General features: G+C 70.8%; 10 protein-coding genes. 6 read left to right on the top strand and 4 right to left on the bottom strand.

Annotated elements, in window-relative coordinates; translation table 11 throughout:
* Positions 1 to 98 precede the first annotated feature (98 nt).
* Positions 99 to 440, top strand: coding sequence for a histone-like nucleoid-structuring protein Lsr2 (locus tag M3Q35_RS42325; RefSeq protein ID WP_273938213.1), 342 nt, complete (start codon positions 99 to 101; stop codon positions 438 to 440).
* A gap of 140 nt (positions 441 to 580) precedes the next feature.
* The gene (locus M3Q35_RS42320; RefSeq protein ID WP_273938212.1) at positions 581 to 2317 is read left to right on the top strand and encodes a pyruvate dehydrogenase; all 1737 of its coding nucleotides are present in this window, start codon (positions 581 to 583) and stop codon (positions 2315 to 2317) included.
* On the opposite strand, the gene M3Q35_RS42315 is transcribed toward M3Q35_RS42320, so the two are convergent.
* Positions 2300 to 2899, bottom strand: coding sequence for a TetR/AcrR family transcriptional regulator C-terminal domain-containing protein (locus tag M3Q35_RS42315; RefSeq protein ID WP_273938210.1), 600 nt, complete (start codon positions 2897 to 2899; stop codon positions 2300 to 2302). The genes M3Q35_RS42320 and M3Q35_RS42315 overlap by 18 nt on opposite strands.
* Positions 2900 to 2987: 88 nt before the next feature.
* Between M3Q35_RS42315 and M3Q35_RS42310 the strand changes: the two genes are divergently transcribed.
* From M3Q35_RS42310 to M3Q35_RS42295, 4 genes are all read left to right on the top strand, one after another.
* Complete coding sequence (locus M3Q35_RS42310; protein WP_273938209.1) at positions 2988 to 3905, top strand: PDR/VanB family oxidoreductase; 918 nt, start codon at positions 2988 to 2990, stop codon at positions 3903 to 3905.
* 1 nt (position 3906) lies between these two features.
* On the top strand, positions 3907 to 4557 hold the full coding sequence (locus M3Q35_RS42305) for an MSMEG_1061 family FMN-dependent PPOX-type flavoprotein (protein ID WP_273938208.1): 651 nt from the start codon (positions 3907 to 3909) through the stop codon (positions 4555 to 4557).
* A gap of 244 nt (positions 4558 to 4801) precedes the next feature.
* A complete protein-coding gene (locus tag M3Q35_RS42300) occupies positions 4802 to 5776 on the top strand; it encodes a nucleoside hydrolase (RefSeq protein ID WP_273938207.1) in 975 nt (324 codons plus the stop codon).
* A 23-nt stretch (positions 5777 to 5799) separates the two neighbouring features.
* A complete protein-coding gene (locus tag M3Q35_RS42295) occupies positions 5800 to 8046 on the top strand; it encodes an ATP-binding protein (protein WP_273938206.1) in 2247 nt (748 codons plus the stop codon).
* On the opposite strand, the gene M3Q35_RS42290 is transcribed toward M3Q35_RS42295, so the two are convergent.
* From M3Q35_RS42290 to M3Q35_RS42280, 3 genes are read right to left on the bottom strand one after another with little or no spacing between them, the layout of a single operon-like run.
* Positions 7988 to 8881, bottom strand: a complete 894-nt coding sequence (locus M3Q35_RS42290; RefSeq protein ID WP_273944685.1) for a 3-methyladenine DNA glycosylase — start codon at positions 8879 to 8881, stop codon at positions 7988 to 7990. The genes M3Q35_RS42295 and M3Q35_RS42290 overlap by 59 nt on opposite strands.
* Positions 8882 to 8891: 10 nt before the next feature.
* On the bottom strand, positions 8892 to 10334 hold the full coding sequence (locus M3Q35_RS42285) for a purine-cytosine permease family protein (RefSeq protein ID WP_273938205.1): 1443 nt from the start codon (positions 10332 to 10334) through the stop codon (positions 8892 to 8894).
* 41 nt (positions 10335 to 10375) lie between these two features.
* Positions 10376 to 11533, bottom strand: a complete 1158-nt coding sequence (locus M3Q35_RS42280; RefSeq protein WP_273938204.1) for an FAD-dependent monooxygenase — start codon at positions 11531 to 11533, stop codon at positions 10376 to 10378.
* Positions 11534 to 11591: the final 58 nt, after the last annotated feature.

Genomic DNA, 11591 nt, shown 5'->3' with positions numbered 1-11591 from the left:
GCGGAGTATCGACTAGACTGGCCGCAGTCGCGTCGACGGGGCACGCCTCTTTGACAGCGAGTATTACGCCACGTTCCGACCCAGACGGAGAAACGTCCATGGCACAGAAGACCATCGTCCAGCTGATCGACGACCTCGATGGCGGTGAGGCCAACGAGAGCGTGTCCTTCGGTCTCGACGGTGTCGAGTACACCATCGACCTGTCCGAGGACAACGCGAAGAAGCTCCGCGAAGGCCTGACGGCGTTCGTCGAGAAGGCGCAGCGTGTCGGTGGCCGCAAGCAGCGGGGCGGCAGCACCACCGCGGTGAAGGCGGGCGGCGACCGCGCGCAGAACCAGGCGATTCGCGAGTGGGCCCGCAGCCAGGGGGAGAAGATCTCCGACCGCGGCCGCATCCCGGCCGAGCTGGTGGCCAAGTTCCAGGCCGCCCACGGCAGCTGAAACACGCTGAACGAATAGGCAAGGCCAACGATGGCGCCCGTACTTCTACGGGCGCCATCGGCGTGTCCGGCACTAGATTCGGCGGTGACGTGCGACCGGCCAATGGTGAGTCGCACCACATCGACCGGGGAAGGGTGCCCATGGCTCAGACCGTCGCCGACCAGCTCATCGAGGTGCTCAGGCAGGCCGGCGTGCGCCGGGTGTACGGACTGGTCGGCGACAGCCTGAATCCGATCGCCGACGCCATTCGCCGAACCGAAGACGTGGAATGGGTCCACGTCCACAACGAGGAGGCGGCGGCGCTGGCAGCGGCGGCCGAGGCGCAGCTGACCGGGCGGCTGGCGGTCTGCGCCGGCAGTTGCGGGCCGGGCAACACGCATCTGATCCAGGGCCTGTACGACGCGCATCGCAGCGGCGCACCGGTGCTGGCCATCGCGTCGCACATTCCGTCGACGCAGATCGGCACCAACTACTTTCAGGAGACGCATCCGCAGCACCTGTTTCTGGAGTGCAGCGATTACTGCGAGTTGGTGTCACGGCCCGAGCAGCTGCCCCGGATGCAGCGGATCGCCATTCAGACGGCGCTGGCCAAGCAGGGCGTCGCTGTGCTCGTGCTGCCCGGCGACCTGACCGCCGAGCCGGCGGCCCATCCGACCGGCAGCAGTCACATCGTGGAGACGCGGGCCGTGGCCGTGCCGGCGTCCGAGGCGGTTGACCAGCTCGCCGCCAAGATCAATGCGGCCTCGACGGTCAGCCTGTTCGTCGGGGCCGGCGTTCGGGACGCCCGGGCCGAGGTGCTGGAGCTGGCGGCCCGTGTGCATTCGCCGATCGGGCATTCGCTCGGCGGCAAGGAGTGGATCCAGTACGACAACCCGTACGACGTGGGCATGAGCGGGCTGCTCGGCTACGGCGCGTGCTACGAGGCCACGCACGAGTCCGATCTGCTGATCCTGCTCGGCACCGACTTCCCGTACGACACCTTCCTGCCGCAGGCCCGGACCGTGCAGGTCGATCGCGACGCCGCCCGGCTCGGTCGGCGGACCCGGCTCGAGCTCGGCGTCGAGGGCGATGTCGGCGCGACGCTGCGGGCCGTGCTGCCGATGGTGCGGCAGAAGACCGATCGGTCGTTCCTGGACAAGATGCTGCGCAAGCACGCCGAGGCGCTGGAGAAGGTCGTGTCGGCCTACACCGCCCGGGTCGAGAAGCTGCGGCCGGTGCACCCCGAGTACGTGGCCGCCGTGCTGGACGAGCTGGTCGCCGACGACGCCGTGATCACCGTCGACACCGGCATGTGCAACGTGTGGGCCGCGCGCTACCTGACGCCCAACGGGCGGCGGCGGATCATCGGCTCGTTCCGGCACGGCACCATGGCCAACGCCCTGCCGCACGCCATCGGCGCCGCCCATGCCCAGCCCGGTCGGCAGGTCGTCTCCATGTCCGGCGACGGCGGGTTGACCATGCTGCTGGGCGAGTTGCGCACCGTTCGCGAGCGCAACGTGCCGGTCAAGATCATCGCCTTCAACAACGGGTCTCTCGGCATGATCCGGCTGGAGATGATGGTCGCCGGCTATCCGTCGTTCGAGACCGACCACGGCGTCTCCGACCTGGCCGCCATCGCCCGCGCGTGCGGCGTCCCGGCCGAGGTCGTGGACGATCCGGCGCAGTTGCGCTCCGTTCTGTCGACCGCGCTGGCCTCCCCCGGGCCGTTCCTGGTCGACGTGCGCACCGACCCCAACGCGCTGTCCATTCCCCCGCACATCACCGCCGCCCAGGTCCGCGGCTTCGCCCTCGCCGCGACGCGGACCGTGTTGGACGGCGGCGTCGGCCGGATGATCGACCTCGCCCGGAGCAACCTGCGGTCAATCCCCCGTCCCTGACGGCAGCCCGTCCAGCACCATCTTCAGGCCGAATTCGAACCGGGCGTCGAAGTCGGTCGGGAGGTGGTGCGGGACGGTGGCGGCCATCGCCGGGTACCGCTCGGGATCGGCCGATTCGGCCATCGCCGCGAGGTCGGCCTCCGGGGCCGCCTGCTCTTCCTGGACGAGGCCGAAGATGTAGTAGCCGATCGTCCACGTCGCCCAGGCCGCTTCGCGAGGCGGTTGGCCGGCGTCGAGCAGCGCCCCCACGGCTTTTTCACCGAACGCCAAAGTGTGCGTGCCGATCACGTACCGACCGGCGACCACCCGGCCGCCGTCACGGTGGGCGAGCATCGCCTTCCGGAGCCTGCGGGCCAGGGTTTCGACGCGTTCCCGCCATGGCTCCGGCAGCGGCTCCGCCGCGCAACCGGCCACGATGCGATCGGCCAGCGCCGCCAGCAGCTGGGGCTTGCCGGCGACGTGCCAGTACACGGTGTTGAGCTGCACGCCCAGCCGCTCGGCCACTTTGCGCATGGTCAGCCCGTCCAGCCCGACCTCGTCCAGCAGCGCCAGGCCGGCCTCGACCACCTGCTCCCGGTCCACCTGTGGCTCCCGTCACATTGCCTCTTGATCCGTGTTCAAGTGTACTCGGAACAGGTCCCTTGATCCGTGTTCAAGAGGTGGTGACACGATGATCGCGCTCGTTCACCAGTTGCGACTGGAGGCCGACGGGGTGGTGTCGGTGCGACTGACCGACCCGGACGGCGGGCCGCTGCCGCCGTGGCGGCCGGGGGCTCACGTCGGCATCGAGCTGCCGACCGGCCTGATTAGGCAGTACTCGCTGTGCGGGTCACCCAAGGACCTCGGCGGCTACCGGATCGCCGTGCTGCGGGAAAGGCGCAGCCGCGGCGGGTCGGAGTACGTGCACAGCTTCCTGCGCCCGGGTCAGAAACTCCGGATCGGTCAGCCGCGCAACAACTTCCCGCTGGTCGACGCCGATCGGCACCTGTTCATCGCCGGCGGCATCGGCATCACACCGATCCTGCCGATGATCAACCAGCTCGGCCGTCGGCCGTGGCGGCTGGCCTATTGCGGCCGAACCAGCGGTTCACTGGCCTTTCAGGACGAATTGTCCGTCCACAACGGACACAGTGAGCTGTTCACCGACGGAAACCGCCTGTCGCTGAAGAAACTCCTGGCCGAACCGCGAACCGACACGGCCGTTTATGCCTGCGGACCGGAGTCGCTGCTGGCCGGCGTCGAGGACGCGATGCGCGACTGGCCGACCGAAGCCCTGCACGTGGAGCGCTTCGCCGCCCGCCCCAAGCCTGCCCGGCCCAACCACGAGTTCGAGGTGGTCTGCGCCCGCTCGGACCGGACGCTGACCGTGCCGGCCGATCGGACCGTGCTGGAAGTCTTGCAGGACAACGGAATACCGGTCGAAGGCGCGTGCAGGGAAGGCATCTGCGGCACCTGCCAGGTACGGGTGCTGGGCGGCCGGCCCGATCACCGTGACGACATCCTGTCCGAGGCCGAGCAGCAGGCCGGCGACCGCATGTTCCCGTGCGTGTCCCGCTGCGCCGGCCCCCGGCTCACCCTGGACGTGTGAGATGACCGCGGCCGACGAGTACCAGCCGATCGACATGGCCCGGATCCGGGAGATCGTCGGCTACCCGCCGGCGTTCATCGCCGACAAGAAGACCGACCACATCACCGAGTTCGCGCACCGCTTCATCGGCCACAGCACGTTTTTCGTGCTGGCCTCGGTCGGCGCGGACGGCGGCGTGGACGCCAGCCCCAAGGGCGACCCGCCGGGCTCGGTCAGGGTGCTCGACCCGTGGACGATCGCCATCCCGGACCGGCCGGGCAACCGCGGCATCGACACCTTCACCAACCTGATGGACCGGCCCGGCGTCGGCCTGATCATGCTGGTGCCGGGCGTGACCGAGACGCTGCGGATCAACGGCGACGCCTTCGTCACCGACGACCCCGACCTGCTCGGGCAGCTGTCGGCCGGCGGCAAGCCGGCGCTGCTGGCCACGGTGGTCCGCGTGCGGGAGGTGTACTTCCAGTGCGGCAAGGCGCTGATCCGGTCGCACCTGTGGGACCCGAACCTGGAGCTGGCCGACGCGCTGCTCACCGGCGGGGACTACTACCAGCTGGCCATCGCCGACATGGGCCCGAAGCTGGCGGCCGCCGGCCTGGCTCCCGACACCCTGGCCACCCTCGCCGCCCAGGAGTACCGCACCCGCCTCTTCTAACCGCCCACCGCCACATTCGAATGTCACATGCGCGTCATACTTGCCTCCCAGAGGCACATCCGGACCGCATGTGACAGAAAAGAGGGCCCCGGACCCGCCGCTCCCCTCGACCAGCGGGTCCGGGACTCCCGAAATCCCCGGTACGTCAACTATGGGGAGACAACGGTCACGCTGGCCAGGGGTTGGCCGTTGCCAACCCAGGAAACACCCCGGTCCGCCCGAAAGGGCTCCCATAATCGCCCCCGTGCTCATCGTGGTGGACACCGATCCCGGCGTCGACGACGCGTTCGCGCTCGTCGGCCTGCTCGCCCGGGCGAAAAGGGGCGACTGCCGCGTCCTCGGCATCGGCACGGTGCACGGCAACCTGCCGCCGGCGCCGGGGGCGGACAACGCGCTGCGGATCACCGAGCTGCTCGGCCTGAGCGTGCCGGTGGCGATCGGCGAGGCGAAACCGCTGGTCGGGCCGGAGATGATGTCGGGCCAGATCGTGCACGGTGACGACGGCCTCGGCGGCAACGCCGGCCCGCCGCCGACAACCAGGCCGATCGACGAGACGGCCGCCGAGCAGATCGTCCGGCTGGCCCGGCAGCACCCGGGCGAAGTAACGGTCTTGGCGTTAGGTCCGCTGACCAATGTCGCCAGGGCCCTCCAACTGGCCCCTGACCTGCCGACTCTGGTCAGGGACGTGGTCTGGATGGGCGGCGTCTTCACGCTGCCCGGCACGGTCGGCGTGGCCCAGGAGCCCAATGCCTGGCACGACCCGGAAGCGGCTGAGCAGGTGCTGGCCGCCGGCTTCACGCTCACCGTGGTGCCGATCGACGCGGTGGCCCCGGCCTGGGCCGACGAGACCTGGATCGCCGAGCTGGCCCGGATCGACAATCCCGTGGCCAAGGCCCTGACGGCCTGGCACAAGCAGTACCTCGACTTCTACGCCGGCACGCTGGCCGTGGAGTACGGCGGTCCGGGCATGCTGCTGTACGACCCGGTGGCCGCGGCCATCGCCGTCAACCCCGACCTGGCCGAGTACGAACGGCACGAAGTCGTCGTGGAGCTGCACGGATACCTGCGCGGGGCGACCCTGATCGACCGCCGCCCGGTGCCGCTACCGGGCACGGAGCTGCCGAAACGCCGCCCGGTGGCGGTGGCTGTGGCCGCCGACACAGGCCGGATCCTGGCCGAACTGCTTACAGACATCGCCGGTCTGGGGCGGTATGTGTAATACCCTCGGTTCCGGGGTAGGGCATGTCAGAGAGCTTCGGCCGGCACGTGCGGGCGCTACGCACCCGACACGCGCTGTCGCTGCGCGGCCTGGCCGACCTCGCCCGGATCACTCCCGGCTACCTGAGCAAGATCGAGAACGGCCGGCTGCCCTCGGTCGACATGGCCCGCACGCTGGACGTCGCCCTCGGCGCGAACGGCTCGCTGCTGGCCGTGCTGACCGTCGACCAGCTGCCGCGCCCGGCCCAGCTGCCGCTGGCCATGAGCGGTTTCGTCGGCCGTGAGCCGGAGATCCGGGACCTGACCGCGGCCCTGGAACGCCCGACCGACAGCCGGGTGCCGCTGATCATCGCCGTTGACGGCCCGCCGGGCGCCGGCAAGACCACGCTGGCGCTGCACTTCGCGCACAAGGCCATCCCCCGCTTCCCCGACGGCCAGCTCTACGCCGACCTGCGCGGACACAGCCCGCACGACCGCCCGGCCCGGCCCGACGAGGTGCTGGCCGACCTGCTGCGCTCGCTCGGCGTGCCGGCCGCCGGCACGGCCGACGTCGAGCAGCTGGCGGCGCTGTACCGGTCGGCGCTGGCCGAGCGCCGGATGCTGATCGTGCTGGACAACGCGGCCGACTTCGCCCAGATCGAGCCGCTGCTGCCGGGCACCGCCCGGTGCGCGGTGATCATCACCAGCCGGGAGCGGCTGTCCGGCCTGACCCTGCGGGCCAGCCCGCACCGGCTGACGCTGGGCCCGATGTCCGAGGACGAGTCGCTGGCCCTGCTGACCACGGTGCTGGGCCGGGAGCGGGCCGACCGCGAGCCGGCGGCGCTGGCGTCGCTGGCCGCCCGGTGCGGACGGCTGCCGCTGGCCCTGCGGGTCGCCGCCGAACGGGCCGTCACGACCCCGGACTACGACCTGCGCGACCTGGTCACCGAGCTGGATTCCGAGCGTCTCGACGTGCTCGGCGTCGAAGACGCCGACGTGCGCACGATCTTCTCCTGGTCGCTGCGCCGCCTCGATCCGGACGCCGCGCGGCTGTTCCCGCTGCTCGGTCTGCACCCCGGCCCGCAGATCAGCGGCCGGGCCGTGGCCGCCTTCGCCGGCATGCCCCACACCTTCGCCCGCCGCGCGACGGCCCGGCTGACCCACGCCCACCTGCTGCGGGCCGTCGGCCGCGACCGCTACACGTTCCACGACCTGATCCGCGACTACGCCGCCGAGCTGGCCGACCGCGAGGTCACCGACACCCCGGCAGCGGTGTACCGGCTGGCCAGTTGGTACCTGCACTCGGCGACGGCGGCCACCCACGTGCTGGCCCCGTTCCGCTTCGACCCGATGGCCAAGGACGAGCTGCCGCGCGGCGTGCACCCGCTGGGCTGGACCGCCGACGACGCCGGTGCGCTGGACGCGTTGCGCTGGTGCGACGCCGAGCTGCCCAACTTCGTGCCGATCATCCAGCTGGCCATGGACCACGGGCACTACAAGCTGGCCTGGCAGCTGCCGGTCGTGCTGTGGACGTACCTGTTGCAGCGGCGGCCGTGGACGGTGTGGATCCGCAGCCACGAGCTGGCCCGGCAGGCCGCGCAACACCTGGGCGACCGGGCGGCCGAGGGCTGGGTGGTGACCAACCTGGCCGAGGGCTACCGGCGGATGGGCGAGCTGGCCATGGCCAACCGCCTGTACGCCGAGGCCCGCCGGCTGCGGTCCGATGTGGACGATCGCTACGGCCTGGCCTGGGCGCTGGCCGGCTCGGCCTTCCTGGCCGCCGACCTGCGTGACGACCGGCGGGCCCAGGAGTTCGCCGACCGGGCGACGCAGATCTTCGTGCAGTACAAGGACATTCAGGGGCAGGCGCTGTGCCTGATGACCCGGGGCGACGTGCTGCGGCTGCGCGGCGACCTCGACGGCGGCCTGGCCCTGTGCGGGCTGGCGCTGGGCATGATGGCCGACATCGCCTCGCTGGAGGGCCAGGTCCACGTGCTGCGCAAGATGGTCGAGATCCACCTGCTGCGCAAGGATCTGCCGCACGCGTTGGTGCTGCTGGACGACACCGTGCTGACGAGCAAGGAGCTGCGGGACCGGTGGGCCGAGGCCGAGGCGTTGACCCGCCGCGGCGACGTGCTGACCGAGCTCGGCCGGCGGGACGACGCCCGCGCCTCCTGGCAGCAGGCCCTCGCGCTCTACGACGAGCTCGACGACACCACCGGCAGCCGGTCGGTCAGGGAGCTGCTGGCTGGTGTTCTTCCCGCCACCGCAGCACATCCCGGCAACAGCTGATCAGCCTGTCCCGCAACGGTTTCGACCGCTCGGCGAAGTCCGACTGCATACGCGCGTACTCGGCCCGGCCGGCCGGCGACTCGATCCGCACCGGCTCGTAGCCCAGCTCCGACAGGTCGTACGGGCTGGCCTTCATGTCCAGCTCGCGGATGGCCAGGGCCAGCTCGAAGCAGTCGGCCACCAGCTCCGACGGCACGTACGGCTCCAGCTTGTAGGCCGTCTTGTACAGGTCCATGTTGCCGTGCAGGCACCCCGGCTGCTCCAGCTCGACCTGCGATTCCCGGGTCGGCTGGAGCGCGTTGCGCGGGCGGGCCGGCGGCGTGAAGAAGCGGAACGCGTCGAAGTGTCCACATCGGACCTGCGAGGACTCGACCAGCTCGTCGGTTCCCTGGTGTCCCAATCGAAGCGGCCAGCCGAAGTGCCGGACCTGTTCCGGCGTCTGCCGGTACACCATGGCCCACTCGTGCAGCCCGAAGCAGTTCAGCCGTGGCGGCCGCGACACCGTCGCGCCCAGCAGCGCCAGGTAGAACTCGGCGGTGCGGACCCGGGGTTCGGTGCAGGCGGCCGGATCCAGCGTCACGCCGTCGGCGACCCGGTGATAACCCTTGTAGGCCAGGAATTCGTCGGCATCCCCGGCCAGCACGGTGTTGAGGCCGGGATGCCAGCGCTCCAGCCGGCCCGGCCGCTGCGAGTAGTACGTGAACAGGAAGTCGTGCACCGGGTGCTTTTCCTTGGCCAGACCGCGTTCCCGGTGCGGCTGCGTCCAGCGGCGGACCCGGTCGACGTGCGCACGCTGCCGGGCCCGCCACTCGGGCTCGCTCAGCACCGTCGTCACGTCCACCCGACTACGGTACGTCAACCGCTTCCCGCGCCGCGGTCCTGGTCCGGACCGTCAGCGCCGCGTAGAGCAGGCCGGAGAGCAGGAAACCCAGCACGATGCCCAGGTTGGTGATGGCCAGCGGGCTGTGGGCGATGCTGTCCGGCAGCAGGAACCCGGTGATCACGGCCAGCTGCGGGTCGGCCGAGGTGACCAGGCCGAGGCCGACGACGGTGCCGATGACCATGGACCCGATGCCGGCCCAGTTGAACCGCCCGTAGCGGCCGTCGGCGTCGTCCAGGGCGGCGGTGTCGTAGCCGTCGCGGCGGTGCAGCCACAGGTCGACCAGGAAGACCGCGGCCCACGCCGCCGCGGCCACGCCGCTGATCAGCAGGAACGCGATGAACACGGCGGCGAAGGTCGGCGCCACGAACACGATGTAGACGCCGCCGACGATCATCAGCACCCCGTCGATGCCGGCGGTCACCGGCCGCGGCAGCCGGACGCCGATGGCCTGGAGCACCAGGCCGGACGAGTAGAGGTCGACCGCGCCGGCCGCGGTGACGCTGAGGATCACGCTGATCAGGTACGGCACCAGGAACCAGGTCGGGGCCTGCGCGGCCAGCGCGCCGATCGGGTCCCGCGACACCGCCGCGGCCAGCGACGGGTCGCTGGTCGACAGCAGCACGCCGACCAGCACCAGCAGGCCCTGCGTGACGCCGCCGCCGGCCGCGGTCCAGCCCAGAATGCTGCGCTTGGGCGTGCTTCGCGGCAGGTAGCGGGAGTAGTCGGCGCCGGCGGCCAGCCAGCCGAGGCCGGTGCCGGCCATCACCAGCACGATGCCGCCGAGCAGCGTCACGGCCGAGCCGGCGTGCCCGCCGGACAGGTCGAAGTGCAGGCGGGGCAGAACCACGATCAGGTAGACCACTGTGACCACGGCCGTGATCAGGGTCAGCCAGCGCTGCACCCGCTGGATCACGTGATAGCCGTACACGCCGAGCACGATCGTGCCGATGGCGATCACCGCGAAGGCCACCGCCACCATGCCGGTGTTCCCCAGACCGGGTGACAGCCGTTCGAGGACGGTCCGGGTGGCCAGCGCGCCGAGCGCGACGCTGACGGTCTCCCAGCCGACCACGGTGAACCAGGTGATCAGGGTCGGCAGCCGGCTGCCCAGCACGCCGAACGACGCCCGGCTCAGCATCATCGCCGGCGCACCGCCGCGCGTTCCGGCGACGGCGACCGCGCCGACCAGCGGATACGACAGGCAGATGCCGATGACCACGGCCAGCATGGCCTGCCACCAGTTCAGCCCGATGGCCACCACCAGCAGGCCGTAGCCGACCGGCAGCATGCTCAGGTTGGCCGCCGACCACACCCAGAACTGGCGGCGCGGCGTGCCGTAGCGCTCCTCGTCCGGCACGTGCTCGATGCCCCGCTGCTCGACACCAGACGCCTCGACGGTCACCATCCGTGTCTCCCCGTTCACTCGGCCGGTTTCACCGTAGCGGGTCAGGCCACGGTTTCCGCCCACTCGATGTGGTGTGCGTACAACCAGGCGCGGGACTGTTGCCGGTCGTTCAACTGCTCGGACAGGACCTCGTCACCGCTGTCCTGGGTCGCGCCGTCGTTGGCGCTGGTCGCGACCAGGCGCTCGACCCGTTCCCGGCGGATCCGCTCGTACGCCGCGAAGGCCTCGTCCCGTGGCCGGTCCCGCAGGCACTTGGCCAAGATGACGGAGTCCTCCAGCGCCATCGACGCGCCCTGGCCGGCCGCCGGGGACGCGGCGTGCGCGGCGTCGCCGACCAGCACCATCGCGCCGCGATGCCAGATCGGCGTGGACGGCACGTCATAGGCGTTGCCGCCGATGATCTCGTGCCAGGTGGCCTCGATGATCCGCCGCGACGGCGTGGTGTCGGCGATGAAGAACTCGGCGGCGCGGCGCCGCCAGCCGTCGATCGTCGTGCCGGCGATGGCGTCGCGGGTCAGTTCCGGGGCGGGCAGCCGGGCGAACCAGAACGTCTCGCCCTGCGGGGAGGTCGTGTAGCCGAAGAAGGCCCGCTTGCCCTGGATCATGCGGTACGCGTCGGTGGACAGCGGCAGCGTCGTGTCGTCGGTGTAGCCGTACAGGATGTTCAGCCCGGTGTAGCGCGGTTCCGGCGCGGCCGGGTCGATCAACGTCCGCACGCGCGAGTGAATGCCGTCGGCCCCGACCAGCACGTCACCGAGCTCAGTTGAGCCGTCCTCGAAGACGGCCCTGATCCGTTCGCCCTCGGGCACGGCGTCTGTGAGGCGCTTGCCGTTGACGACCGGAATGCCGCGACGGCGTGCCTGTTCGGTCAGCGCCCGATAGAGCGACGAGCGGCGCATGGTCCGCGGGTCGTGGCCGGTCTCGAGCTGGCCGGCAATGTGCTGCCGGCCAAGTACCTGGCCGCTGCCGCTGAGGAATTCCACTGTCGTGGCGGGAAAGGAGACCGCTTCGACGGCGCCGGCCGCGTCCACCGCCGCGAGCGCGTCCATGCCGTTGTTCATGATGGTCAGGAAGGCCCCGACGTCGTCACCGCCGACCGGGTAGGCCTCGTACACCCCGACGTCGATGCCGGCCTTGTGCAGTGCCAGCGCCGTCGCCGGTCCGGCGACACCGCCCCCGATGATCAGCACCCTGGTCATGGATCAGTGATCGTACCGGCACTGTTCGTGGTGGTACGAGAGCCAAATCTATGATTGT

It is taken from the genome of Kutzneria chonburiensis, from assembly GCF_028622115.1.
Lineage (GTDB): Bacteria > Actinomycetota > Actinomycetes > Mycobacteriales > Pseudonocardiaceae > Kutzneria > Kutzneria chonburiensis.
Note: the sequence above shows the minus strand (reverse complement) of the source record. Positions and strands in the feature narration are given on the sequence as shown.

What these genes read in the sequence shown, in the direction of transcription:
- M3Q35_RS42285 (WP_273938205.1), bottom strand. Translation starts at nt 10,334, where the DNA reads ATGGTGACCGTCGAGGCGTCTGGTGTCGAGCAGCGGGGCATCGAGCAC.
- M3Q35_RS42325 (WP_273938213.1), top strand. Translation starts at nt 99, where the DNA reads ATGGCACAGAAGACCATCGTCCAGCTGATCGACGACCTCGATGGCGGT.
- M3Q35_RS42320 (WP_273938212.1), top strand. Translation starts at nt 581, where the DNA reads ATGGCTCAGACCGTCGCCGACCAGCTCATCGAGGTGCTCAGGCAGGCC.
- M3Q35_RS42305 (WP_273938208.1), top strand. Translation starts at nt 3,907, where the DNA reads ATGACCGCGGCCGACGAGTACCAGCCGATCGACATGGCCCGGATCCGG.
- M3Q35_RS42310 (WP_273938209.1), top strand. Translation starts at nt 2,988, where the DNA reads ATGATCGCGCTCGTTCACCAGTTGCGACTGGAGGCCGACGGGGTGGTG.
- M3Q35_RS42280 (WP_273938204.1), bottom strand. Translation starts at nt 11,533, where the DNA reads ATGACCAGGGTGCTGATCATCGGGGGCGGTGTCGCCGGACCGGCGACG.
- M3Q35_RS42295 (WP_273938206.1), top strand. Translation starts at nt 5,800, where the DNA reads ATGTCAGAGAGCTTCGGCCGGCACGTGCGGGCGCTACGCACCCGACAC.